General features: G+C 56.1%; 24 protein-coding genes. 13 read left to right on the forward strand and 11 right to left on the reverse strand.

From position 1 onward, the window contains the following. The first annotated feature begins 7 nt into the window (after nt 1–7). Nucleotides 8–646, forward strand: a complete 639-nt coding sequence (locus SYC_RS10725) for a histidine phosphatase family protein (RefSeq protein ID WP_011244325.1) — start codon at nt 8–10, stop codon at nt 644–646. A gap of 376 nt (nt 647–1,022) precedes the next feature. Here the strand turns inward: SYC_RS10725 and SYC_RS10730 are convergent, their stop codons facing one another. The 6 genes from SYC_RS10730 to grpE all read right to left on the reverse strand — a co-directional run bounded on the left by SYC_RS10730 (nt 1,023) and on the right by grpE (nt 6,770). Continuing rightward, nucleotides 1,023–1,439: a thiol-disulfide oxidoreductase DCC family protein gene (locus tag SYC_RS10730; RefSeq protein ID WP_011244326.1), complete on the reverse strand. Its 417-nt coding sequence runs from the start codon at nt 1,437–1,439 to the stop codon at nt 1,023–1,025. A 66-nt stretch (nt 1,440–1,505) separates the two neighbouring features. Then, nucleotides 1,506–2,558, reverse strand: coding sequence for a small ribosomal subunit biogenesis GTPase RsgA (gene rsgA, locus SYC_RS10735; protein WP_011244327.1), 1,053 nt, complete (start codon nt 2,556–2,558; stop codon nt 1,506–1,508). Then, a complete protein-coding gene (locus SYC_RS10740; RefSeq protein ID WP_011244328.1) occupies nt 2,555–2,806 on the reverse strand; it encodes a sulfurtransferase TusA family protein in 252 nt (83 codons plus the stop codon). Before SYC_RS10740 ends, rsgA begins: the two co-directional genes overlap by 4 nt. Beyond that, a complete protein-coding gene (dnaJ, locus tag SYC_RS10745) occupies nt 2,803–3,933 on the reverse strand; it encodes a molecular chaperone DnaJ (protein ID WP_011244329.1) in 1,131 nt (376 codons plus the stop codon). The genes SYC_RS10740 and dnaJ overlap by 4 nt, the downstream gene beginning before the upstream one ends. A 141-nt stretch (nt 3,934–4,074) precedes the next feature. Continuing rightward, nucleotides 4,075–6,042 (reverse strand): molecular chaperone DnaK, encoded by a 1,968-nt coding sequence (gene dnaK / locus SYC_RS10750; RefSeq protein ID WP_011244330.1) that lies wholly within the window; start codon nt 6,040–6,042, stop codon nt 4,075–4,077. A 104-nt stretch (nt 6,043–6,146) separates the two neighbouring features. Continuing rightward, nucleotides 6,147–6,770 (reverse strand): nucleotide exchange factor GrpE, encoded by a 624-nt coding sequence (gene grpE, locus SYC_RS10755; RefSeq protein WP_011378302.1) that lies wholly within the window; start codon nt 6,768–6,770, stop codon nt 6,147–6,149. A gap of 276 nt (nt 6,771–7,046) precedes the next feature. Here grpE and SYC_RS10760 point away from each other — a divergent pair, with 276 nt between their 5' ends. From SYC_RS10760 to SYC_RS10775, 4 genes are all read left to right on the forward strand, one after another. Further along, complete coding sequence (locus SYC_RS10760) at nt 7,047–9,047, forward strand: GspE/PulE family protein (RefSeq protein WP_011244332.1); 2,001 nt, start codon at nt 7,047–7,049, stop codon at nt 9,045–9,047. Between the two features lie 70 nt (nt 9,048–9,117). Next, nucleotides 9,118–10,206: a type IV pilus twitching motility protein PilT gene (locus SYC_RS10765; protein WP_011244333.1), complete on the forward strand. Its 1,089-nt coding sequence runs from the start codon at nt 9,118–9,120 to the stop codon at nt 10,204–10,206. 24 nt (nt 10,207–10,230) lie between these two features. Then, on the forward strand, nt 10,231–11,463 hold the full coding sequence (locus tag SYC_RS10770; protein ID WP_011244334.1) for a type II secretion system F family protein: 1,233 nt from the start codon (nt 10,231–10,233) through the stop codon (nt 11,461–11,463). A gap of 5 nt (nt 11,464–11,468) precedes the next feature. Then, nucleotides 11,469–12,023, forward strand: a complete 555-nt coding sequence (locus tag SYC_RS10775; RefSeq protein ID WP_011244335.1) for a hypothetical protein — start codon at nt 11,469–11,471, stop codon at nt 12,021–12,023. On the opposite strand, the gene SYC_RS10780 is transcribed toward SYC_RS10775, so the two are convergent. Continuing rightward, nucleotides 11,988–13,235, reverse strand: coding sequence for an NAD(P)/FAD-dependent oxidoreductase (locus SYC_RS10780; RefSeq protein ID WP_011244336.1), 1,248 nt, complete (start codon nt 13,233–13,235; stop codon nt 11,988–11,990). The genes SYC_RS10775 and SYC_RS10780 overlap by 36 nt on opposite strands. Before the next feature lie 26 nt (nt 13,236–13,261). On the opposite strand from SYC_RS10780, the gene dusA reads away from it, so the two are divergent. Further along, complete coding sequence (dusA, locus tag SYC_RS10785) at nt 13,262–14,293, forward strand: tRNA dihydrouridine(20/20a) synthase DusA (RefSeq protein WP_011244337.1); 1,032 nt, start codon at nt 13,262–13,264, stop codon at nt 14,291–14,293. A gap of 96 nt (nt 14,294–14,389) precedes the next feature. Beyond that, nucleotides 14,390–14,644, forward strand: coding sequence for a helix-hairpin-helix domain-containing protein (locus SYC_RS13645; RefSeq protein ID WP_011378297.1), 255 nt, complete (start codon nt 14,390–14,392; stop codon nt 14,642–14,644). A gap of 123 nt (nt 14,645–14,767) precedes the next feature. Here the strand turns inward: SYC_RS13645 and pheS are convergent, their stop codons facing one another. Further along, complete coding sequence (gene pheS, locus SYC_RS10790) at nt 14,768–15,769, reverse strand: phenylalanine--tRNA ligase subunit alpha (RefSeq protein ID WP_011244339.1); 1,002 nt, start codon at nt 15,767–15,769, stop codon at nt 14,768–14,770. 135 nt (nt 15,770–15,904) lie between these two features. Here pheS and surE point away from each other — a divergent pair, with 135 nt between their 5' ends. The 6 genes from surE (at nt 15,905) to proC (ending at nt 20,805) form a co-directional block, all read left to right on the forward strand. Then, nucleotides 15,905–16,681 carry a 5'/3'-nucleotidase SurE gene (gene surE, locus SYC_RS10795; protein WP_011244340.1) on the forward strand — a complete coding sequence of 259 codons (777 nt, stop codon included), beginning with the start codon at nt 15,905–15,907 and terminating at the stop codon, nt 16,679–16,681. A gap of 70 nt (nt 16,682–16,751) precedes the next feature. Beyond that, nucleotides 16,752–17,987 (forward strand): lycopene beta cyclase, encoded by a 1,236-nt coding sequence (crtL, locus tag SYC_RS10800; protein ID WP_011244341.1) that lies wholly within the window; start codon nt 16,752–16,754, stop codon nt 17,985–17,987. A gap of 121 nt (nt 17,988–18,108) precedes the next feature. Continuing rightward, nucleotides 18,109–18,378: a transcriptional coactivator PipX gene (gene pipX / locus SYC_RS10805; RefSeq protein WP_011244342.1), complete on the forward strand. Its 270-nt coding sequence runs from the start codon at nt 18,109–18,111 to the stop codon at nt 18,376–18,378. A 24-nt stretch (nt 18,379–18,402) separates the two neighbouring features. Continuing rightward, nucleotides 18,403–19,068 (forward strand): YggS family pyridoxal phosphate-dependent enzyme, encoded by a 666-nt coding sequence (locus tag SYC_RS10810; protein ID WP_011244343.1) that lies wholly within the window; start codon nt 18,403–18,405, stop codon nt 19,066–19,068. Nucleotides 19,069–19,299: 231 nt separating this feature from the next. After that, nucleotides 19,300–19,875: a cell division protein SepF gene (locus SYC_RS10815; RefSeq protein ID WP_011378295.1), complete on the forward strand. Its 576-nt coding sequence runs from the start codon at nt 19,300–19,302 to the stop codon at nt 19,873–19,875. Between the two features lie 135 nt (nt 19,876–20,010). Next, nucleotides 20,011–20,805: a pyrroline-5-carboxylate reductase gene (gene proC, locus SYC_RS10820; protein WP_011244345.1), complete on the forward strand. Its 795-nt coding sequence runs from the start codon at nt 20,011–20,013 to the stop codon at nt 20,803–20,805. A 9-nt stretch (nt 20,806–20,814) separates the two neighbouring features. Here proC and plsY read toward each other — a convergent pair whose 3' ends face one another. The 3 genes from plsY to SYC_RS10835 all read right to left on the reverse strand — a co-directional run bounded on the left by plsY (nt 20,815) and on the right by SYC_RS10835 (nt 23,273). Beyond that, nucleotides 20,815–21,447, reverse strand: coding sequence for a glycerol-3-phosphate 1-O-acyltransferase PlsY (gene plsY / locus SYC_RS10825; protein WP_011244346.1), 633 nt, complete (start codon nt 21,445–21,447; stop codon nt 20,815–20,817). 139 nt (nt 21,448–21,586) lie between these two features. Then, on the reverse strand, nt 21,587–21,826 hold the full coding sequence (locus SYC_RS10830; RefSeq protein WP_011244347.1) for a DUF2949 domain-containing protein: 240 nt from the start codon (nt 21,824–21,826) through the stop codon (nt 21,587–21,589). A gap of 202 nt (nt 21,827–22,028) precedes the next feature. After that, nucleotides 22,029–23,273 (reverse strand): FAD-dependent hydroxylase, encoded by a 1,245-nt coding sequence (locus tag SYC_RS10835; protein ID WP_011244348.1) that lies wholly within the window; start codon nt 23,271–23,273, stop codon nt 22,029–22,031. Nucleotides 23,274–23,305 lie beyond the last annotated feature (32 nt).

A 23,305-nucleotide genomic window follows, 5' to 3' on the forward strand; every position in this document is an offset into this window, starting at 1 on the left:
GTTTGGCATGGTTTTAAGACTCTATCTCGTCCGCCACGGTGAAACGACCGCTAGCCGTGAAGGCGGCTACAGTGGCAGCGGCAATCCGCCGCTGACAGAAGCGGGGCAGCAGATGGCTCAGGCTTTAGCGGATACCTATGCTGATTTGAATTGGCAGGCTGCCTATGTCAGCCCGTTGCTACGGGCACAAGAAACTGCGCAACCCCTCTGTCAGCAGGCCAAGCTTGACATGCGGATTCGCGATGGACTGCGTGAGATCGACTTTGGCATTTGGGAGAACCGCACGCCGGATGAAGTCATGGCCAGTCATCAGCAGGACTATCTTCACTGGCTAGCGGAGCCTGCCTGGAATCCCCCCACGGGTGGCGAAAGTGCGGTGGTCGTCGCCAGTCGGGTCAGCCTCGTGATTCAGGAAATCACTGAGACGATCGCCGATGGAAATGTCCTTGTTGTCTCTCACAAAGCAACCCTGCGGATTCTGCTTTGTAACCTCTTGGGGATCGATCTGGGGCGTTACCGCGATCGCATTGCTATGCCAGTCGCCTCGCTCTCCATCCTGTCTTTCAATCAGCACGGGCCCTGTCTGGAACGCTTGGGCGATCGCAGTCATCTGCCACTGGAGTTGCGCGATCGCGCTGGAACTTAAGCAACTGGTATCCGTCCCCGTCGCGCCTCTCTGTCACGATCGGCACGGCACTCTACAAGCTGCTTAGGACGATTGGATTTTGGGTGGGTATCGAGTCAACAACTTCTGTCCGTGGGAGTGATTGCGCACTCCCCCACCCACGCCTTGGGAGACTCGACTCCCCTAGCACCGAAACAAGATTTTGGATGAGGCTGCTCGGCTAAATCGCATATTGTCACGGGTAAAATTCGCCGGTGTTGGTCATGGGGTGGAGGCTAGACAGCTCGGGTAAACGTCCTAAACCACCTGTTGAATAAATGGTGTCTTCACCTCGGTGATCGCGACTGCTGAGCTAGGGCAATAGCCCAGCTGAACCGCTCATCAATGTTGTCAATCTTCAGACCTGACAGCGATCGCGGCATTGACGGTCGGCCGCTAGGGTTGCTAAATCTGGACGTCCTGTGAGGGCTAAGCGGCGATCGGCCCAGAGCCCGTAGACCCAATCGATCAGCGATCGCAAGAGGGGCCAGCGCGTTGGGGCGTAGATCCAGCCGAGGCCAATCGCGGCGTAAAGCTGCCGAAAAACTTCCACATCCTGCAGAATGACACCATCATTGCGAAGGGCATGGATTCGGCCCATGGCCTGCTCGTAGCTGATCCCGGCATGCTCCTCGGGGGCATAGTCCGGTGCATCAATATCGACAAACTGGATGCGGTTCTGGCGATCGCGTCCTTGCAGAAAGCGAACCTCGCGTAAGCAGAGTGGACAGCCACCGTCGTAGAGCAATGTGTACTGCCAAATCGAGCCAGTCATGCCGCGTCAGAAATCGTCGGGACGCTGTGATCCTAACGAACCCTCCGGCTCTGCCTCGACTTTCACTTAGTCTTCTAGCTCGGCATTGTGCAAGGCTTCCGCTACAGACTGATGCTGCGATCGCCGCGAATCTCGTCGGTAGCGTCGACTTTGCAACTTGGGTTCGTAGCGAAGCTTGCCGCCATCGGCACTTTTGCGTTTGGAGCCAGCATCTTCTTGGGTACTGCGGTTTTGTTGCTGGGTTTGGGCGATCGCCTCTTCTAGCAGATCTTGGTAGTGGCTGTAGCGTTCCCAGTCACCTCGGATGCTGCACCCCGGTTCTTCCAGATGGCGGCAGTCGTGGAACTGACATCTGTCTGCGGCCAAGCGCTGGCGAATTTCAGGAAAGTACTGGGCCAATTCGCGATCGCTACAGATCAGTTCAGGTTGGTTAAAGCCGGGACTATCAGCCAGCAGTCCACCTTGAGGTAGCTCAAATAACTCCACATGGCGAGTTGTATGGCGACCGCGCCCCAGCTTGCCCGAAACCTTAGCGGTCCGTAGTTCTAGATCGGGGATTAAGCGATTGATCAGGCTGGATTTCCCGACCCCAGAAGGACCGGCAACAACTGTCATCCGGCCGATTAGCTGCTTCAGCAGCAGGGGCCAACGCTCCGGTTGGTTCTGACTCAGCCAGAGAGGTTGATAGCCCCATTGCGCCAATCGTTCCTGCCAAGCCGCGATCGCACCGGCTGTCACAAGATCACATTTGCTCAGACAGAGCTGTACTGGAATGCCCGTGCTTTCTGCCGTAACCAAGAAACGGGTAAGTTGTAGCGGCTCGAGTTCGGGTTCGGCAACTGCAAAAACCAGCAGGATTTGATCGACATTGGCGATCGCGGGGCGATCCAGTTCACTGCTTCGGGGTTCAACCGACGCGATTGCGCCCCGTTGCCCTTGCCAGTCTGGTTCTTCTACCCAAACACGATCGCCCACCATAACCCGCTGCCCCGTTTTCAGCAGTCTTGTCCGGCGAGTACAGAGCAACATCGCAGGTTGGTTAGCCGGAGGATGGTGAAGTTGCACACGGTAGAAGTTCGCCTGAACCGCTACCACCGTTCCAGCTAAGGCAGCAGTCATGCCGTCGGCTGCTCCGGCGATCGCACCCAGAGACGGCGATGAGGCTGCTCGGTCTCGGGCGGGAGTAACGCGACTTCGTAGCCCTCCAAACGCAGGCTGTCTGGCACCTGTTCAACGGGCTCACCCGCATCAAGCCAAACCTCCAGCAAGCTACCCGCCGGCATTTGTTCTAGCTTCAACTTGGTGCGGACAAAGTTGATCGGGCAAACAATGCCTCGGAGGTCGAGGCGATCGTCAGGCTGACTCATCCGCCAAAGACTCCTTTGAAGAAGCCTTCAATCCCTCCTTTTCCAGCGCGATCGCCGCGAATTTGCACCACTTTTTCCAACAGTTCGCGTTCTTCAGCGCTAATTTTGGTGGGAATTTCCACCTTAATTGTGACCAAAAGATTGCCCCGAGCGACCGGATTCCCCAGTCGTGGCACGCCCTTGCCCTCCACCGTCAGTACGGCATTGGGTTGTGTTCCGGGCGGAATGATCAGCTCGGTGGGGCCGTCTACAGTCGCAACTTCTAGGCTGCAGCCCAAAATGGCTTGCAGGTAGCTGATGGTCACGGTGGAGAAGAGATTGATGCCTTCCCGCCGGAACTGGGTGTCCTCACTGACGAACAAATAGACGTAAAGGTCGCCCGGCGGCCCACCGCGCAGCCCCGCATCGCCTTCATTGGCTACTCGCAGCCGCGTACCGCTATCCACCCCAGCTGGAATATTGATCTTCAGTTTCTTCGGCCGCCGTAGACGCCCTGCTCCGCCACAGTCATCGCACTTATCAACGATCATCTGCCCGCTGCCCTCGCAGGTGGGACAGACTGAAACTTGGGTAAAGCTGCCGAAGGGCGTCCGGGTTGCTCGTCGGACTTGGCCTGCACCACCACAGGTCGTACAAGTTTGCGGCCGGGTTCCGGCCTTAGCCCCACTCCCCTGACAGGTGCCGCAAGTTTCTTCATGGGTGACCCGAATTTCTTTCTCGCCACCAAAGATGGCATCTCGGAAATCCAGTTTCAAATCCAGCCGTAGGTCTTCACCCCGAGTGGGTCCGCGCCGGCGAGCGGAGGCTTGTTGCCCGCCCATGCCTCCAAACCCGCTGAAGAAGGTTTCAAAGATGTCAGCGAATCCACCCATGTCGCCAAAATCTTGGAAACCAGCGGCTCCGGCACCAGAGACACCCGCTTCCCCAAATTGGTCGTAGCGAGCGCGGGTTTCAGGCTCCGACAGCACCTCGTAGGCGCGGTTGATTTCTTTGAACTTGTCTTCAGCGCCTGGCTCCTTGTTCACATCTGGATGGTACTTGCGAGCCAAACGCCGATAAGCACGTTTAATTTCGTCCTTGTCTGCGTCGCGAGCAACGCCAAGCAGTTGGTAGTAGTCAGCAGCCATGGGCTGGATGGGGTCGAGCGAAGTGAGCAGATTTTCCTAGGATAAGCCGATCGCTCTCCCCACAGTGCTGATGCCGCCGAATTGACCGCCCCACTACCCTGCTGGAGCAAAGATCTTCGTCTAGCCCCAGCCCCGATCGCCCTACTCAATCGCCTCGTAGTCAGCGGTCACAGTTGCGTCATCGTCATTGCGTTCGATGGCAACGGTTTCGTTCGAACCGTTGTCGTTGTCGCCGATTAAATCAGCAAAGGTGGGCTGAACGGGGATCGTGGTGACAGAACCATCTTGGCGGTAAGCAGCGGCCCCAATCGCGTAGAGTTGCTGCTTCAGGGCCTCAAGTTGCTGCCGGAGCTGGTTGAGTTCAGCCTCATTGCTGACAGACTCCAGTCCGCTTGCCAGCGCGTTGAGAGAGGCCTCAAGCGGTTCTTGTTGCTCTGCCGTCAGCAGCTCGCGATTATTTTGCAGCGTCGATTCGAAGCTGTAGCGCAGGTTCTCAAATTGCGTCCGCAATTCAATCATCTGCAGATTAATTTGATCGGCTTCTTGATAGAGTTCGGCATCGCGTCGCATTGCCTCAATTTCATCGCTGGTTAAGCCGCCTGTGCTGGTGATGCGGATGCCCTGCGCTCGGCCCGTCCCGCGATCGCGGGCGGAGACATTCAGAATGCCGTCAGCATCAATATCGAAGGCCAGCTCAATTTGGGGAACTCCCCGAGGTGCTGGCGGAATGCCAGTTAATTGGAAACGTCCCAAACTCTTGTTGTCTTTGACGAGGGCACGCTCCCCTTGCAGGACATGCACTTCCACCATGACTTGGCCATCGGTAGCTGTTGTAAAGACCTGAGTGCGACTGGTGGGAATTGTCGTGTTCCGCTCAATGATTTTTGTGAACACACCACCAAGGGTTTCTAAGCCGAGAGAAAGCGGAATGACATCGAGGAGCAACACATCTTTCACTTCCCCGCCCAAGACGCCAGCTTGGATAGCGGCCCCCAATGCGATCGCTTCATCCGGGTTGATCGTTAGGTCAGGAGTTTTTCCCCCAAAAAATTTCTGCACCGCCTGTTGAATCGCAGGAATGCGGCTCGATCCTCCAACGAGCAGGATGCGATCGATTTGATCAATCGTGAGGTTACTGTCCTTGAGCGCCTGTTGGATCGGCTCGATCGTGGCTTGAACTAAGTTGCTCGCTAGGACTTCAAACTGCTCACGCTGTAGTTCTACTTCGATGTGCTTCGGCTCTGGTGCCCCATCGACGGTTGCGGTGGCAATAAATGGCAAGTTTATCGTGGTTGTCGGCAGGGTTGAGAGGTCGATTTTGGCTTGCTCTGAAGCTTCTCGCAGCCGCTGAATCGCCATTTTGTCCTGGCGGAGATCGATACTCTCAGCCTTGAGAAAGTTATCGGCTAACCAGTCAACAATGACAGCGTCAAAGTCATCCCCACCTAAGTGGTTATTTCCTGCTGTTGCTTTGACCTCGAAGACACTATCGCCGAGCTGCAAAATCGAAACATCGAGGGTGCCGCCCCCCAAGTCAAAAACGAGAATGCGGCTATTTTCATGCAGCTTATCGAGTCCGTAAGAGAGAGCTGCAGCCGTAGGCTCATTGACGATCCGCAGCACTTTTAGTCCGGCGATCGCTCCAGCGTCCTTCGTGGCTTGACGTTGGGCATCGGTAAAGTAGGCCGGCACCGTAATCACGGCTTGGGTAACTGGCTCCCCCAAAAATGTCTCCGCATCCTGCCGCAGCTTCTGCAGCACCATGGCCGAAATCTCTTGCGGGGTACAGACGCGATCGCGGATGGTGACGTTGACGGTGTCGTCTTTCCCCGGTACACAGGTGTAGGTCACGCGGCTGCGCTCCGCTTCCGTATCTTCCCAGCGCCGCCCAATGAAACGCTTGATGCTGTAGACCGTATTTTCAGCATTGGTTACAGCTTGGCGCTTGGCCATGCGACCCACGATGCGATCGCCCTTGCGACCCACCGCCACGATACTGGGAGTTGTGCGATCGCCCTCGCGATTCGTCACGATGATGGGCTTGCCACCTTCGAGGACTGCAACACAGCTATTGGTTGTGCCGAGGTCGATGCCGATAACCTTGCCCATAAATTTTTGTGTAGGTGGCTACCTGAAATGATCCTGTGCTGAATGAGGTAAACACTTACCCCAGTGTTTAGCCTAGGGTAAGAGTCTACTAAGAGCTATAGAGATTATTCTGTTACCGCTGCAGAATTTTCCTCTGCCGCAATCGAGACTTTGACCAGAGCATGGCGCAGGACGAGATCGCCCAAGAGGTAGCCTCGTTGTAGCTCCTCGAGCACGATGCCATCCGGATGCTCCGTCGTCTCTTCCCGTAGGACTGCATCATGCAATGAGGGATCAAAGGGCTGGCCCTCAGCCCGCATCGGCGAGACGCCGATACGCTTCAAACAATCGACCAGTTGCTTGTAGAGCCCTTGGTAGCTCTTGTGAATCGCCTCCGCTTCTTCGCCCTGAGGCTTAATTTGGGCGCGGGCGCGATCAAAATTGTCGATCACCGGTAGTAGTTCAGTAATCGTGGTGCGCTTACTCTGCAGCTCCAGCTCTTCTCGTTCCTTCAAGGTTCGACGCCGGAAATTTTCAAAATCTGCCGCGAGACGCAGATAGGCGCTGTTCTGCTCATCCAACTCAGTCTTGAGGCGATCGCGATCAGCTGCAACCAAAGCCAATTGAGCGGCCAACTCTGCGGCCTCCTGCCCAGAAGCAACCGTGACATCAGGCTCCGACACTGCCTCTGCCGAGTCTCCATTGGCCACAGTCAGATCTTCCTCTGGAGGGGTCTGATGTTCGCTCATGACGATTGAGAGTCCTACCACAACAAGCTAAACACTACCCAACCAAGCATGAAATCAGTCATTGCAGGCGATCGTCGCTGCATTTGACAGACCTTTCTGGTTAGAGAAACTGAGCTAGGTAGTTTCTTTAGCGATTTGAACCGCTATCTTCAGAGCATAATTCCCAGAGACTCCAGAAAGACAGCTTAGGCTGTTAAACGACGCTTGCAGATTCGGGCACGCTGGGGCTACTCCCTGCGATTCCTTGAGATCTTTTCCTCTCAGCCACTGCCACCCATGCCAGACCAACCGATCTCTCCCCGTTACGCCCTGATTGCCCTCAATCAGTTTTCATCGTTTGGTAACAAGCTGGTTCAAGCGGGCTTTGTCGATCCCGAGCAACTACAGACAGCCCTGGTGGAAAGTCGCCGCAGCGGCCAGTCGCTGCCTCAAGTGATCTCAGCCCTCACTGGCCAGTCTTTGCCCCCCGAACTGATGCAGCAGTATCGGCGGCAGCAGTTGTTTGAACTCAAAATTCTGCACGGGGTCGAGTCGCTTAACCCAGACCAGGGGCAGTACTCCGAAGAGGTCATCCACGAGCTGATCGCTGACTTAGTGCCGATCGAAACCTGTCGCCGTCATCAACTCGTCCCCCTCGAACGCCATGAAGCGCCGCCGCGAGCCGTGGTCGCTATGGTCGACCCCAATAACCTCGATGCCTTGGACGAACTCAACCGGCTACTGCGACCCAGGGGCTACACCCTACAGCGGCTCGTGATTACCCTCGAGGATCACGAACGGCTGATTGCGGGCTATCTGGATCAGCAGCTGGAACGTCAGCAGGCTATGCAAGCCAAGCAGCTGGGGGATTTTTCCGAGGAGCTTGCGAACCTCGACAACTTAGAACTGACGGAAATTTCAGTCCAAGAAGAGGATCTTGCCAAGGCGTTGCAAGAGGCCGATGATGCGCCGATCGTGAGTCTCGCTAACAAAATCCTGCTGAAGGCTTTGACGGAAGGCGCTTCCGATATCCACGTCGAGCCCCAGGAAGACGGGCTACGAGTGCGACTGCGACGAGATGGAGTCTTGCACCAAGAATTTGGGACGCTTCCCAAAAAAATTCAACCCGCCCTGACCTCTCGGCTAAAGATCATGGCCAATCTGGACATCGCCGAGCGGCGGGTCCCTCAAGATGGCCGCATTCGACGCATGTTCCAAGGCCGCAAGATCGACTTCCGGGTCAACAGCCTCCCTAGTCACTTCGGTGAAAAGATTTGTATGCGGTTGCTGGACAACTCAGCAACCCAATTGGGTTTAGACCAGTTGATTACTGATGAAGAAGCGTTGGCCTTGGTGCGTGACATGGGTAGTCGCCCCTATGGTCTCATTCTCGTAACAGGCCCTACGGGGTCTGGAAAGTCGACGAGCCTGTACTCGCTGCTGGCGGAGCGCAATGATCCGGCGATCAATATCAACACCGCTGAAGACCCGATCGAGTACACCTTGCCCGGGCTGACCCAAGTGCAGGTTCTCCGGGAGAAAGGCATGAACTTTGCCTCAATTCTCCGGGCCTTCATGCGGCAGGATCCCGATGTGATTCTGGTGGGTGAAACGCGCGATTTGGAAACGGCCCGCACGGCGATTGAAGCGGCCTTGACCGGCCACTTAGTCTTGACAACCCTGCATGCGAACGATGCTCCGAGTGCGATCGCGAGGCTGAGTGAAATGGGAGTGGAGCCCTACCTAGTCTCGGGGTCACTGATTGGGGTGGTCTCGCAACGTTTGATGCGCCGCGTCTGCCCCGACTGTCGTGTTCCCTACACCCCCAACCCAGAAGAACTAGGTCGCTATGGACTGTCGGCGAGTCAGGAGCTGGATGTCACCTTTTATAAGGCCAAAACATTGACGTCGGATTCGCTGGCTCAGGCGCGATCGCAGGGACAGGTTTGCAGAACTTGTCGTGGGACTGGCTACAAGGGCCGCGTCGGGGTTTATGAGGTGATGCGGGTCAATGAAGTGCTTCAGGTGGCGATCAACCAAGGACTCCCGACTGAACGCCTCAAGGAAATTGCGGTGGAGCAGGGGATGAAAACCTTACTCTCCTACAGCTTGGAGTTGGTCCGTCAGGGATACACCACCTTTGAGGAAGTTGACCGGGTGACCTTTACCGATTCTGGCGTGGAGGCCGAACTCAAGGCCAAGCGCAAACTAGGCCTGACCTGCAACGCCTGTGGGGCGGGTCTGCAACCCGAATGGCTGGACTGCCCCTATTGTCTGACGCCCCGCTTTGGGAACTAACAGTCAGCAGCGATCGTGCAAAACCGGCTCGAGTGAGTTCAAGTCCTCGTTACTCCCTAGGAGGCCCAAGATGGAGCTGATGGTTGAAGACCTGATGGAAAAGCTGGTGGAGATGGGTGGATCTGACCTTCACCTTTCCGTTGGTCTGCCGCCCTATTTTCGAATTAGTGGCAAACTGACACCGATCGGCGATGAGCCGATGGGCGAAGAACAGTGCCAACGCCTGATTTTCAGCATGTTGAACAACACGCAACGCAAAATGCTGGAGCGGAACTGGGAGTTAGACTGCTCCTACGGCATCCGTGGTCTAGCTCGGTTTCGGGTCAACGTCTATAAAGACAAGGGAACCTATGCGGCCTGTTTGCGGGCACTCAGTGCCAAGGTCCCAGTGTTTAACGATCTCGGCCTGCCACAGGTTGTCCGGGAAATGAGCGAGAAACCGCGAGGGCTGATCCTAGTGACAGGGCCCACGGGTTCAGGCAAGACCACAACTTTGGCTGCAGTGATTGAACTAATCAATCGCAGCCGTGCTGAACATATCATCACGGTTGAAGACCCAATTGAGTTTGTCTATCAACCGGCAAAAAGTATCATCCACCAGCGTCAGCTGGGTGAGGATACCAAGAGTTTTGCCAACGCGCTGCGAGCTGCCCTGCGGGAAGACCCTGACATTATCCTCGTGGGTGAGATGCGGGACTTGGAAACGATCCAGTTGGCAATCACTGCTGCAGAGACCGGCCACCTTGTCTTTGGTACCTTACACACCAGCTCTGCAGCCCAAACCGTTGACCGGATTATTGACGTTTTCCCGGCTGAAAAACAGACACAGGTGCGGGTGCAACTCTCGAACTCTCTGATTGCAGTTTTTAGTCAGACCCTAGTACAGAAACGCAATGCTCGTCCGGGCAGTTTTGGCCGAGTCTTGGCTCAGGAAATTATGATTGTGACGCCGGCAATCTCGAACTTGATTCGGGAAGGGAAAACGGCGCAGATCTATTCCCAAATTCAGACGGGTGGCAAGTTGGGAATGCAGACGCTCGAAAAAGCGCTGGCAGACCTCTACAAAGCAGGTGAAATTACCTTTGAAGCAGCTGCATCCAAAACGTCGAAGCCTGACGAGATGCAACGACTCATCGGTAATGTTCCGGTTGCTGCATAGCGTGGTTGCACAGGAGATTGAGTAATGCCGACATATGTTGCTCAGGTTCGTGATAGCCGAGGAGCTCTTCGCAAGCAGCGCATCCAAGCAGGAAATGTTCGTGAAGCGCGGGTTGGATCGCGCCAGCAAGGGTTTTTGGTTCAGTCAATCGATGAGTCTGCTGGATTGTCTCTGGGCGGGTTAAGTAGTTTTAATCTCGAAGAAGCGACGAGTAAGGTCACTGTCAAAGACATGGCCCTTTTCTCGCGGCAGCTTTCATCCTTGGTCGATGCGGGGGTTCCAATTGTTAGAGCCCTAGGATTGCTGACTGAACAGACACGTAATCCCAAGCTTCGTAAAACCCTGAAGCAGATTAATATCGATGTGCAAGAGGGCTTAAATCTCTCGGACTCGATGCGTAAGTTCCCGAAAGTTTTCGATGGTCTCTACGTAGCGATGATTCAAGCTGGAGAGACAGGTGGCGTCTTAGATGACGTCCTCAACCGGCTTTCCAAACTACTGGAAGATATGTCGAGATTGCGCAACCAGATGAAGTCTGCAATGACTTATCCGATGGCAGTCTTTGTGACTGCAATTCTTGTGTTTTTAGGGATGACTATTTTTATCATCCCAACCTTTGCAGGAATTTTTGAAGACCAAGGAGCGGAGTTGCCTGGCTTCACATTGCTGTTGCTGTCAATTAGCCAGCTATTGAGAACACCGATCTTTTGGGGCTTCTTCCTGATCTTTCTATTTGGATCAATCTTTGTCTTTAAACAATACTATTCAACTCCACCTGGCCGCCTCAGTGTAGACAACCTAGTGCTACGCCTGCCAGTTTTGGGAGAGATGATTCAGAAGGCTGCCACAGCTCGCTTCTGCCGAACCTTTGGTTCACTCACAAGGGCAGGGGTGCCGATTATGACTGCTCTTGAAATCGTGCGAGATACCGCAGGGAATCAGGCGATCGCTCGCTCAATCGATGCAGCCCGGATGGAAGTACAGACTGGCGGCATGATGAGTGTGGCACTGTCGAGATATCGGGTCTTCCCCTTGATGGCTCTCAGCATGATTACGATTGGGGAAGAGACGGGTGAACTTGACACCATGGTAAACAAAGTGGCTGACTTCTATGAAGATGAAGTCGAGCAAGCGGTCAAGGGTTTGACCAGTTTGCTAGAGCCGATCATGATTGTGCTGGTAGGCGGTATTGTCGGCTCGATTTTGCTGGCGATGTATCTGCCAATGTTCAGCATTTTCGACCAGATTAAGGGGTAATCACGATGAGCGGTCCCGACACGATTGACCGCTGTTTGACAGCCTGCTGCGATCGCGCCACGGCGGTGGCTCTTTTGCAGCAGCATCGGCCCTACTGGGAGCTACTGCCCAGTCTGCGGCGCCCGGCTGAGAGCCTTTTGCCCTTGCCCTTGCCGCTGGTGCGCTGCCGAACCCGCATTCAGAGCGATCGCGGTTCTGAAACTGTGGTGCAGCTCGTCCCCGTCCCCTGCGACTTGGTCTTTTTGCTCTGCGATCCCGAGTGGAAAGTCAAGGTCGGGCCTGATATTTGTCTACTCATTCATCGGCCAGCGGAAAGCTTCCACGACCTTCTCAATCGCTGGCGGCAGACCCAGATCTGTCTTAGTCAGCCCTACGAGTGGCATCTGGAAGAGACGCAAAAGCAACTCCAAGCTGAAGCGGGTGAAGCTGCGTTACCCCTGTTTTTGTTGCAAACCGACGGTCCAGAATCAATTCGCAAAGCTCTGAGCACTGTCGGTTTACCTTGGGTGACGCTGCCCCTAGAACTACCGGAGATGAGCCTCACTCCTGTGATCAGCTAGGGCTTGGCCGGCGATCCAGCCACTGGTCCAGGCATTTTGAAAATTAAAGCCGCCGGTGATGCCATCGACGTTGAGCAGCTCGCCCGCCACGAAGAGCCCCGGGCAGCGTTTACTTTCCATGCGTTGACTATTGAGGCTGTCGAGAGGGACACCGCCAGCGGTGACAAATTCTTCTTTGAAAACACCTTTGCCCGCGATCGCGTAGGTACCGGCGGTCAAGGTTTGCCAGAGCGCTGTCAATTGCTGATTAGAGACTTCCCCCCAACGACGATCACTGGGAAGACCTGCCTGCTCTAGCAGATAGAGCCAGAGGCGCTGGGGCAGATCGGCCAGTCGCCCATTTTTAAGCTGACGTTTGCTCTCGTTGCTGCGCATGGCCTGGAGCTCGAGCCGAACTTGTTCCGCCGAGCGATCGGGTAGCCAGTTGATCCGCAGCTCTGCGCTATAGCGATGCTGTTGGAGCAACCTTGCCCCAAAGGCCGAGAGCTTGAGGACTGGTGGGCCGCTCAAGCCCCAGTGGGTAATCAGGAGAGGTCCTGTATCCTTGAGGCGATCGCCGCCGACTTGTTGGGTGGCCTGAACGCGATCGCGACTGATCCCCGCCAGAGCGCGCAGGCTCGCATCCAGCACCGTAAAGGTGAACAGAGAAGGAACTGGCGGGATCAGGTCATGTCCCAGCGCTGTTGCTAAGCGATAGCCACTGGGGCTGCTGCCGGTTGCTAGCAAGAGGCGATCGACTGTGACAGTTGCTGCTCGCAGCTGTAGCTGAAACCCGTCTGCATGGCGCTCGACCCCAATGATCGGTTCCCGTAAGCGCAGCTGAATGCCCAAGCGTTCAGCCTCTCCTAGAAGGCAGTTGATGATGCTGCTGGAGCGATCGCTGACCGGAAACATCCGTCCGTCGGCTTCTGTTTTCAGGCGGACGCCGCGAGCTTCAAACCAAGCAATCGTGTCTTGGGGCTGAAAGCGACTGAATGGCCCCAGCAAAGCTCGACCGCCGCGAGGGTAAGCCTGAATTAGCTGCCTGGCTTCGGTGCAATGGTGGGTGACATTACAGCGGCCTCCCCCCGAAATCCGCACCTTGCTCAGCGGTTCTGGCCCTGCTTCGTAGATCGTAATGTGGGCGTGAGGATTGGCTTCTGCACAGGCGATCGCTGCAAAAAAGCCCGCAGCCCCGCCCCCAACAATGGCAATCTGAAGAGAGTCTTCCATGCTCTCTATTGTCGGTTGTTGTTGCGATGCTTACGGTGCCTGAATTGCTTGATCGGACAGCTGTAGTCCGCAGTCATCGTCTGAGTGTGGCGCCCATGCTCGATCGCACCGATCGCCACTGCCGCTACTTTTTGCGCCAGATCAGCCGCCGCACATTGCTCTACACCGAAATGATTGTGGCGCAGGCGATTCAGTACGGCGATCGCGCCCGCCTCTTGGACTACGATCCCCAAGAGCATCCCGTAGCGTTGCAAGTAGGGGGCGACAACCCCCAATGGTTGGCAGACTGCGCCCGTATTGCCGAAGACTGGGGCTACGACGAAATTAATCTCAACGTCGGTTGTCCGAGCGATCGCGTTCAGAAGGGGCAGTTTGGCGCTTGCTTGATGGCGCGACCAGAGCAGGTAGCGCAGTGTGTAGAGGCAATGCGATCGGCCTCAACTCTCCCCGTGACAGTCAAGCATCGGATTGGCATTGACGATCGCGACAGCTATGAGGAACTGCAGGACTTTGTGCGCATCGTAGCTGAGAGTGGCTGCGATCGCTTCAGCGTCCACGCCCGCAAAGCTTGGCTGCAAGGGCTCGATCCCAAGCAAAACCGCACGATCCCGCCGTTGCGCTACGACGTGGTTTATCAACTCAAGCAGGATTTTCCGCAGTTGGTGATCGAAATCAATGGCGGCATTCTTGATCTGGATCAGGCTCAGCAGCATTTACAACAGGTTGATGCTGTCATGATGGGTCGCGCCATTTATGACAATCCCTATTTGCTAGCGGCAGCAGACGCGCAACTCTACGGCGATCACCTTGAACCGCGATCGCGATTGCAAGTGGTCCTGGCAATGATGCCTTACATTGAACAGCAGCTCAGCCAAGGTGTCCGATTGCATAGCATCACGCGTCATCTGCTACAGCTCTTCCACGGTTGTCCAGGTAGCCGAGCCTGGAAACGGGTCCTGACTGAGCAAGGCTGCAAACCTGGTGCGGGTCCAGAAGTGCTGTTAGCGGCGCTGGAGCAAGTGTCGGAATCGCCTATCCTGATTCCCGTCCGTTCTTGACAGCTATCAGCAAGACTTCGCATCCATAACCCTGCATAAGTTCACGGTCAGCCAATAGGTAAAGTGCGATCGCCTAGTGAGGTCAATGTCAACAGAATGAAGTCTGACCTTTTGTCGATTCCCGGAATTGGCCGCACATTTGTCAAGGACTTTGCACGAATTGGTATTCACTCGATCAGTGATTTAGTCGGTCAAGATCCCAGTGCTCTATATCAAAGCCTCTGCGAGGTCAATGCAGCAGAGGCTCATGCAACTAGTAAAAATTATCTCTACGTCTTTCGTATGGCTGTTTATTACGCCAATGGTGGTCGAGATTCAACAAAGCTTAAATGGCATGTTTGGAAGGATTAATGTCGCTGAAATCTGTGAGATAGCCTGAGCGATCGCATGCTGGATATTGACTCAATTGGCTATTGAAAAAGGCTTTGCAGAATTCTGCAAAGCCTCTTGATTCGTTGGTGCCTTGAATTAGTTTTAGAACTGCCTGAGGAAGCGCAAATCGCTGGCGTAGAGGCGGCGAATATCGTCCATGCCGTGCAGCACCATCGCAAAACGCTCCACCCCAAAACCGGCTGCAAAGCCGCTGTAGGTTTCTGGGTCGCAGCCCACGGCTTTGAGAACATTGGGATCGACCATGCCGCAGCCCAAGACCTCTAGCCATTTCCCTTGCCAGAGCACATCGACTTCTGCCGAAGGTTCCGTGAAGGGGAAGAAGCTGGCACGGAAGCGGATCGGTAGGTCGCCGAATAGCGCCTGAATCAGGGTTTTGACGGTGCCTTTCAGGTCAGTGAAAGTCAAGCCTTCATCAACGGCGAGTAGTTCCACTTGGTGGAAGACGGCCGAATGAGTCGCATCAACGGCATCGCGCCGGTAAACGCGTCCGGGCGCGACGACTCGAATCGGCGGCTCCTGCTCTTCCATGTGGCGAATCTGCACGGACGATGTGTGAGTGCGCAGCAGATTGCCGTCAGTGAGGTAGAAGGTGTCCTGCATGTCCCGCGCTGGGTGGTCGGCGGGCATGTTTAGGGCTTCGAAGTTGTAGTAATCCGACTCCATTTCTGGCCCCTCAGCGACTTGATAGCCAAGGCCAACGAGGATGTCGAGAATGCGATCGATCGTGCTTTGCAGCGGGTGAAGGTGTCCCTGGGGACGATACTGCCCTGGCATGGTGACATCGATTGCTTCTGCAATCAGTCGCGCTTCTAGTTCTGCTTTGCCGAGGGCTTCACGCCGTTCATCGAGGTCAGTACTAATGCGGGCTTTAACGGTGTTTGCCAACCCACCAATGCGAGGGCGATCGCTGGCATCCAGTTTGCCCATCGCACCCAAAATGGCTGAAAGCTCCCCTTTTTTGCCCAAAAAGGCGATGCGCAGTTGCTCCAAGGCTTCCCGATCGCTCGCTGTGGCGATCGCTTCCAGAGCACGGGTTTGCAGAGCTTCGAGTTGAGCCTCAAGCTCGCTGAGCTGACTGAGCATAGGATTCAAGCAAAAGGGGCGGGGGAGCCATCAAAGTCCAGATTACCAGCCGTGCGATCGCGCCGGTGTGCGGGTCTAGACCGGTTATGCTCCCCGAATGCCGTTAGGGTTAATGGGCAGACCCTGCAATTCGGCATGCGACTTCTGATCAGCAACGACGATGGCGTTTTCGCCCTCGGTATCCAAACCCTCGCCAACCGTCTCGTTCAGGCTGGCCATGAGGTCACGGTTGTCTGTCCCGATCGCGAGCGATCGGCCACCGGCCACGGCCTGACGTTGCATAAACCCATCCGCGCCGAACGGATCGAAGGGCTGTTTGATCCGGCAGTACAGGTCTGGGCTTGCTCTGGGACGCCTTCGGACTGCGTCAAGCTTGCCCTTGGCACACTGCTGCCAGAACTGCCCGATTTTGTGCTCTCGGGCATCAATCACGGCCCCAATCTGGGAACGGACGTGCTCTACTCCGGCACCGTCTCAGCAGCGATGGAGGGCGTGATTGAAGGTATCCCCAGCATTGCCCTGAGCTTGGCCAGTTTTACAGCGCGGGACTTTGAACCAGCGGCTGAGATTGCTGTGGAATTACTGGAGCGCCTGCCGCACCCCAGTTCGCCCAAGGTGCTGCTCAGCGTCAACATTCCGCCGGTACCGAAGGAGGAAATCGCTGGCATTCGCCTGACCCGCCAAGGCGTCCGACGCTACGTCGATCTGTTTGACCAGCGGGTCGATCCACGCGGTAAGCCCTATTTCTGGCTAGCCGGTGAGGTGGTGGAAGAAAGTGAACCACAGGAACCGGCTGATAGCCACTGGTGCGATGTCGATGCGATCCGCCGCAACTACGTGACGGTAACGCCGCTGCAGTACGACCTGACGCACTACAACAGCCTCAGTCAGCTCGATCACCTCAGCCGCTAGGGGCGATTGCCCCCTCAGGGCTAGGATCGCAAGCGGTGATAGTAGCGCAAGCAACAGGGAGAGCGATCGCGTGTTCGATGCCTTAGTGATCGGGTCGGGGCCAGCCGGACTGGCGATCGCGGCAGAGCTGGCACAGCGCGGCTTGAAAGTCCAAGGACTATCCCCCGTCGACCCATTCCATCCTTGGGAAAATACCTACGGCATCTGGGGACCCGAGCTGGATAGTCTTGGCCTCGAGCATCTCTTTGGGCATCGCTGGTCGAACTGCGTTAGCTACTTCGGTGAGGCGCCGGTTCAGCACCAATACAACTACGGGCTGTTTGATCGCGCCCAACTACAACAGCACTGGTTGCGGCAATGTGAGCAAGGCGGCCTGCAATGGCAACTCGGCAAAGCAGCTGCGATCGCCCATGACTCCCACCATTCCTGCGTTACGACAGCAGCAGGGCAGGAGTTACAGGCGCGGCTGGTTGTCGATACGACTGGGCACCAAGCGGCTTTTATCCAGCGACCTCATTCAGACGCGATCGCCTACCAAGCGGCCTACGGCATCATTGGCCAGTTTTCGCAGCCGCCGATCGAGCCCCATCAGTTTGTGCTGATGGACTACCGCAGCGACCATCTCTCACCTGAAGAACGCCAACTGCCACCGACCTTTCTCTACGCGATGGATCTCGGGAACGACGTCTACTTTGTAGAGGAAACATCGCTGGCGGCTTGCCCGGCTATTCCCTACGATCGCCTCAAACAACGGCTCTATCAACGCTTAGCCACTCGCGGTGTGACGGTGCAAGTGATTCAGCACGAGGAATATTGCCTGTTTCCGTTGAATTTGCCGCTGCCCGATCTCACTCAGTCAGTGGTTGGCTTTGGGGGGGCGGCCAGTATGGTGCATCCCGCTTCGGGCTACATGGTCGGGGCGCTACTGCGGCGCGCTCCTGATCTGGCGAATGCGATCGCGGCTGGACTGAATGCCAGTTCCAGTCTGACCACGGCAGAACTTGCTACCCAAGCCTGGCGAGGACTCTGGCCAACCGAAAAAATTCGCAAGCACTACATCTACCAATTCGGCCTCGAAAAGCTGATGCGCTTTTCCGAAGCCCAGCTCAATCATCACTTCCAGACCTTCTTTGGCCTGCCGAAGGAGCAGTGGTACGGCTTTTTGACCAATACGCTGTCGCTACCGGAGCTGATTCAAGCGATGCTCAGATTATTTGCCCAAGCGCCGAATGATGTGCGCTGGGGTCTGATGGAACAACAAGGTCGCGAATTACAACTCTTTTGGCAAGCGATCGCGGCCCGCTAGCTGCTAAAAACTAGCCGCCCTTGCCAATATCCCGTAAAGTTTTTGAAGCGCTGCTGCACTTGTTACAGAACCCTAGCGAGCACTTGTCCTGGTTCCACTTGAGGATCGATTCCCCCGAGTAATGGCTTCCGAGAACTACCTCAACCATCCCACCTTCGGATTGCTCTACCAAATCTGCAGCTTTGGGGACAGCAAAGAACTCTTCGCCACTCTTTATGCTCAGCGCCTCTTTTTTCTCGTAGCCTTTGATGCTCGGGGAACCCGCTTTGAGCCAATCGGTCGTAATGAAGCGCGGATGTTGGTCGACAACCGTCTGCGCCAGCTGCGCCGAGATGCCAGTCTGCAGGAATACAACCAGCTGCAGCAAGTCTTCAAACAAACCTTTCTGTAGCCAGCTAGGGAGTCAGAGGCAGGCATGGCCCAAATTGCCGAGCGGTTGGCCAGTCTCCGATCGCAACTGCCTCCCAGCGTTCAGCTGATTGCTGTCAGCAAGAACCATCCCGCTGCTGCCATCCGAGAAGCCTATGCAGCAGGTCAGCGGCACTTTGGCGAAAATCGGGTCCAAGAAGCGATCGCTAAGCAAGCGGAACTGACGGATCTGCCCGATTTGACTTGGCATCTGCTGGGAAAACTGCAGAGCAATAAAGCCCGGAAAGCTGTCGAGCATTTCGACTGGATTCATTCAGTTGATAGCTGGGCCTTGGCTGAACGACTCGATCGCATTGCGGGAGAGTTGGGGCGATCGCCCAAGCTTTGCCTCCAGGTGAAGCTCCTGCCTGACCCCAACAAAGCGGGCTGGGACCCTGCTGATTTGCGGGCTGAGTTACCGCAGCTCAGTCAACTCCAACAGGTACAAATCCGCGGCTTGATGGTGATTGCGCCCCTCGGACTCACCGCCGCTGAGACTCAGGCTCTGTTTGCGCAGGCTCGCACCTTCGCCGCCGAGTTGCAGCAGCAGGCTCCGCAGCTACGGCTCACGGAACTCTCGATGGGCATGTCGAGTGACTGGCCTTTGGCTGTGGCGGAAGGGGCAACTTGGATTCGAGTCGGAACCCAGTTATTTGGGCCGCGATCGCTGTAATCTTGGCCATAGTTAACAAACCTTTACGTCTTAGAACTGGCCTGGCAATTGCCATTTCAGGTGCTTTAAGTGGCTTTCCTTAAAAAAAGCTGAGATTTGTTCGGTAAAACCAGTCGAAATCTTGCCGTTTGTGCTATTACTACTGCGTCTCCATCGACCTAAGCAGTGCCCTGCGCTCTCGCTAGTGGTCAGCGGAAAAGTGTGGTGTCGTTGCCCTTGGAGGAACTGATCGTGTCTTTTGTGAACCGGATCCGCGATATCGTCGGTCTCAATGAGTCGCTGGACTACGACGAAGAGTACGAAACCTACGATGTGGCAGCGGACTCTTACAACGGTTATAACGACGCTGCCGAAACCAGTTCCCGCCGGAGACAGCGCAACCATACGCCGACTGCCAGTATTGAACCGGTTAGTACGGCCAGCAATGTGATTGGCTTGCCCGGTCTGAGCAGCAGCTCAGAAGTGGTGGTAATGGAACCCCGCTCTTTCGAAGAAATGCCCCAGGCCATTCAGGCTTTGCGCGAGCGCAAGACGATCGTGCTGAACCTGACGATGATGGAGCCTGACCAAGCACAGCGCGCCGTCGATTTTGTCGCCGGTGGCACCTTTGCCATTGATGGCCACCAAGAGCGCGTCGGCGAAAGCATTTTTCTGTTCACCCCGAGCTGCGTTCATGTCACCACCCAAGGTGGCGAGCAGTATCTGAACGAGTCCCCTGCCCAGCCGGTGCAGACTACGACTAGCTTTGGCCGGACTGCGACTCCGACCCCGGCTTGGGGCACCGATAGCCGCTACGCTGCTCAATAGCCTGCTAGGCGCTCTGTTCTAACCCTCACTAGACGGCACCACATCTGTTTGCCTGTCGAGTTCGATCCCTGCGATCGCGCTTGGCAGGCATTCGTTGCTCTAGGATCAAGCATGGTTTTTTGAGTCGGAAACGGCATGATCAGCAGCTTGGGCATCATTGGCGGTGGCGTGATGGGAGAAGCCTTGCTCGCCCGACTGTTGGCCCAAGGACAGGTGGCCGCGACGGCCGTTACTGTCAGTGAACCCTTTGCTGCTCGGTGTGAGTTCCTGAACGATCGCTACGGCGTTCGTTGCGTTGATGACAATGCTGAAGCTGCTCAGGCTGATTGGGTTTTGCTGGCGATCAAACCTCAGGTCTTTGATCCGGCAGTGGCAGGCCTAGCAAATTTGCGCAGCGATCGTTTGATCCTGTCGATCTTGGCAGGAGTACCTTTGGCCAAGCTGGAGGCTGCTTTTCCGCATGAAGCGGTGATTCGGGCCATGCCGAACACGCCGGCGACGGTGGGTGCTGGGGTAACGGCGATCGCAGCTGGACAGCAGGTAACGGCGGATCAGCTCAGCCAAGCACAGGAATTTTTTGCGGCAGTCGGTCGCGTTGTCACCGTACCGGAATCGCAATTGGATGCCGTGACAGGACTGTCTGGTTCCGGCCCCGGCTATGTCGCTCTGATTGTTGAAGCCCTCAGTGATGGCGGTGTCGCTGCTGGTCTGCCCCGCGCGATCGCGACTGAACTGGCGATTCAAACGGTGCGGGGAACGGCGGAATTGCTCCAAGAAACCGGCTGGCATCCGGGCGAACTCAAAGATCGCGTCTGTAGCCCCGGCGGTACCACAATTGCGGGGGTAGCGACCCTTGAACAAAATGGACTGCGATCTGCCCTGATCGAAGCGGTCAAAGCAGCAGCGCTGCGATCGCAACAATTGGGCTAGGTGCCTGCCTTAACGATTGGTTGATAGCCGTTGTCCAATGCGGGGTTCTTCACCCCGCCGTAGGCGATCGAGGTTGCTCCGGTGCCGGTAGATCACGTAAATCCCAGAAGCGATACCCAGAATCTTGTTTGGTAGGGGTTCCGGCAAGATCAGCATCAAGACGATGACAGTAATGGCCCCGGCGATCGAGCCAAGCGAGACAATCCGAAATAGGGCTAGGAGCAGGAGGAAAGCGCCGAATCCTGACAGCCCAACCACGGGCGATAAGGCGAGGAGTACGCCTAAGCTAGTGGCAACAGATTTGCCACCCCGAAAACTGAGCCAAACCGGCAGGCTGTGACCGACGACAGCAATGATCGCGGCAAAGGCAGCAAGCCAAGCGATCGCACTCGGATCGAGTCCATTGGTAGAGGCGATCGCCCGTGCCGCAACAACTGCCAGGACACCCTTGAGAATGTCGGTGATGAACACCACCAAGGCTGGACCCTTGCCCAGCACCCGTAGGACATTGGTGGCTCCAGTCGAACCAGATCCTTCCTTGCGAATGTCAATGCCCTTGAGCCAGCGGCCAGCCAGATAGCCTGCTGGGAAGGAGCCCAAAAGGTAGGCAAGCAGCGCGATCGCGACAACACTGAGCAACATGGGTCTGGGTCAGAAGTCTGGACACTACCTTATTACGCGGCGTGAGCTTGCGGATCTGGACTTGGTAACAAACAACAAAGCCGACTGTCTCAGACAACCGGCTTGAGGAGGAGAAGCTGGGCTGGAGGTGCGATCGCTCCTAGGCGGCAGCTTCCATCCAGTCGTAGATCTGTTCCAGTTCTTGCAGGTTCACCAAGCCGTAGCGCCAGAGCACCATTGGGATCGGGCCTTGTTCTTGCTCGCTATGACGGACGGCCATTTCAATCGAGGCATCCGGCAGAGCCAATTCTTCCTGCAGGAAACGAATCAGCTCAGGCTTCGCTGCAGCGATCGGGGTATTGAGGCTGGATTCGTTGCCCGGGAAGGGAATGAAACTCATGGGAATGTTAGATGGATTACCAATGACAATGCTTAGGAGCCCAAATGTTACATCGATGACAAAAAAAGTCAAGCGATGTGCATTCAGAGTAGTGCAGCCTGTGGGAAGCGATCGCCAAACTGCAAACGAAAGCAACAAAGCAATAGCGTTCAGTGCGCCGATGTTAACAGTCCTGCCGGATTTGCCAAGGGAGCAAAAGTGCCTAGTGGCTCTTGAGTTGAATGCGCTGTACCCATTGCCCCGTCATCACCTTGAGGGCGAGAGTCCGAAGCAGGGGCACATGGCGCAGGAGCCACAGCCCCAGACGGCGTAACTGGACGAGGGGCCAGAAATGATTGGAGAAGAGGCGATCGAGCAGATCGGTAAAGCCCAAGATCAGCCAAGTTTCGCGTTTGCGACGGCGTTCGTAGCGCTGGAGTAGTGATAGTCGGCCGAGATCTTTGCGGCGACGGCGATCGCTAGTCAAGGTTTCAATCAGGGCGCCCGCATCCTGAATGCCGAGGTTCAGCCCTTGGCCCCCCACCGGATGGCAGCAATGCGCGGCATCACCAACGAGGGCAAGGCGGTGCTGGACGTAGCGGCGGCTTTGGCGCAGTTGCACCGGAAAGATGCGGCGATCGCTGAGCAAACGCAGTTGTCCGTAGCGATCGCCAAAGGGTTGCCGTAGTTGTTGGAGAAATTCTGACTCGGGGAGATCCCGCAACTGTTGTGCCTGAGCATGGGGTGCCGTCCAGACGATCTGAGCGCGATCGCCCGGTAGGGGCAGAACGGCAAAGGGGCCACTCTTACGGAAACATTCCTGGGCAACGCCCTGATGCGATCGCTCGAGGCCAACCACTGCCGTCAGACAGGACTGCCAGTAGGCCCAGCCATCCCGCCGAATGCCGCAAGCCTCGCGCAGAGGGGAGTTGGGGCCATCAGCCGCGACAACCAGTTGGCTTTGCCACTGCTGTTGAATGCCATCGCGTTCGAGGAGCAGTGTGGCTTGGTGGGTGTCGAGGTTGACTTCCAGTAGTTGCGTTGAGGGCAGCCAAGTAAGGTTGGGCAGCGACTCAAACTGCTCGTAGAGCGTTTCCAGCAGGACCCGATGTTCGGCTACGTAGCCAAGGCTCTGCGATCGCTGCAAATCCTTCGGCAACAGGCGTACGGATTTGGGAAGCGCTGTGTCGCTGAGCTGAATTTCTTGGAAAGGTTGAATGCGGGGCAGCAAAGTTTCCCACAGTCCCAACTGCTCCAGTAAATCGGCGGCGGCCAAGGTCAGAGCATAGGCGCGATCGCGTTTCAGGACTGCCGCAGGAGATTGGGCCTCAACTAGGGCAACCCGCAATCCTTGGCGGGCTAAGCCATAGGTGACCAAGCTGCCGACAATGCCTGCTCCAACGACAACGACATCGGTGGTCAGCGATCGCGACGACACAAGATCAGTGGGGTTGGCCTCAGTCAGCATGGATAGGCACCACTCCAGCAGGGGACAGCTTT

The organism is Synechococcus elongatus PCC 6301 (genome assembly GCF_000010065.1).
In the GTDB taxonomy this organism is placed as follows: domain Bacteria; phylum Cyanobacteriota; class Cyanobacteriia; order Synechococcales; family Synechococcaceae; genus Synechococcus; species Synechococcus elongatus.

Coding starts and splice junctions, on each gene's coding strand:
- SYC_RS10780 (WP_011244336.1), bottom strand. CDS start 13,235: ATGGAAGACTCTCTTCAGATTGCCATTGTTGGGGGCGGGGCTGCGGGC.
- proC (WP_011244345.1), top strand. CDS start 20,011: ATGATCAGCAGCTTGGGCATCATTGGCGGTGGCGTGATGGGAGAAGCC.
- dusA (WP_011244337.1), top strand. CDS start 13,262: ATGCTTACGGTGCCTGAATTGCTTGATCGGACAGCTGTAGTCCGCAGT.
- SYC_RS10765 (WP_011244333.1), top strand. CDS start 9,118: ATGGAGCTGATGGTTGAAGACCTGATGGAAAAGCTGGTGGAGATGGGT.
- SYC_RS10810 (WP_011244343.1), top strand. CDS start 18,403: ATGGCCCAAATTGCCGAGCGGTTGGCCAGTCTCCGATCGCAACTGCCT.
- SYC_RS10835 (WP_011244348.1), bottom strand. CDS start 23,273: ATGCTGACTGAGGCCAACCCCACTGATCTTGTGTCGTCGCGATCGCTG.
- rsgA (WP_011244327.1), bottom strand. CDS start 2,558: ATGACTGCTGCCTTAGCTGGAACGGTGGTAGCGGTTCAGGCGAACTTC.
- pipX (WP_011244342.1), top strand. CDS start 18,109: ATGGCTTCCGAGAACTACCTCAACCATCCCACCTTCGGATTGCTCTAC.
- SYC_RS10770 (WP_011244334.1), top strand. CDS start 10,231: ATGCCGACATATGTTGCTCAGGTTCGTGATAGCCGAGGAGCTCTTCGC.
- SYC_RS10740 (WP_011244328.1), bottom strand. CDS start 2,806: ATGAGTCAGCCTGACGATCGCCTCGACCTCCGAGGCATTGTTTGCCCG.
- dnaJ (WP_011244329.1), bottom strand. CDS start 3,933: ATGGCTGCTGACTACTACCAACTGCTTGGCGTTGCTCGCGACGCAGAC.
- surE (WP_011244340.1), top strand. CDS start 15,905: ATGCGACTTCTGATCAGCAACGACGATGGCGTTTTCGCCCTCGGTATC.
- SYC_RS10760 (WP_011244332.1), top strand. CDS start 7,047: ATGCCAGACCAACCGATCTCTCCCCGTTACGCCCTGATTGCCCTCAAT.
- dnaK (WP_011244330.1), bottom strand. CDS start 6,042: ATGGGCAAGGTTATCGGCATCGACCTCGGCACAACCAATAGCTGTGTT.
- SYC_RS10730 (WP_011244326.1), bottom strand. CDS start 1,439: ATGACTGGCTCGATTTGGCAGTACACATTGCTCTACGACGGTGGCTGT.
- SYC_RS10775 (WP_011244335.1), top strand. CDS start 11,469: ATGAGCGGTCCCGACACGATTGACCGCTGTTTGACAGCCTGCTGCGAT.
- SYC_RS13645 (WP_011378297.1), top strand. CDS start 14,390: ATGAAGTCTGACCTTTTGTCGATTCCCGGAATTGGCCGCACATTTGTC.
- SYC_RS10725 (WP_011244325.1), top strand. CDS start 8: ATGGTTTTAAGACTCTATCTCGTCCGCCACGGTGAAACGACCGCTAGC.
- SYC_RS10830 (WP_011244347.1), bottom strand. CDS start 21,826: ATGAGTTTCATTCCCTTCCCGGGCAACGAATCCAGCCTCAATACCCCG.
- grpE (WP_011378302.1), bottom strand. CDS start 6,770: ATGAGCGAACATCAGACCCCTCCAGAGGAAGATCTGACTGTGGCCAAT.
- pheS (WP_011244339.1), bottom strand. CDS start 15,769: ATGCTCAGTCAGCTCAGCGAGCTTGAGGCTCAACTCGAAGCTCTGCAA.
- plsY (WP_011244346.1), bottom strand. CDS start 21,447: ATGTTGCTCAGTGTTGTCGCGATCGCGCTGCTTGCCTACCTTTTGGGC.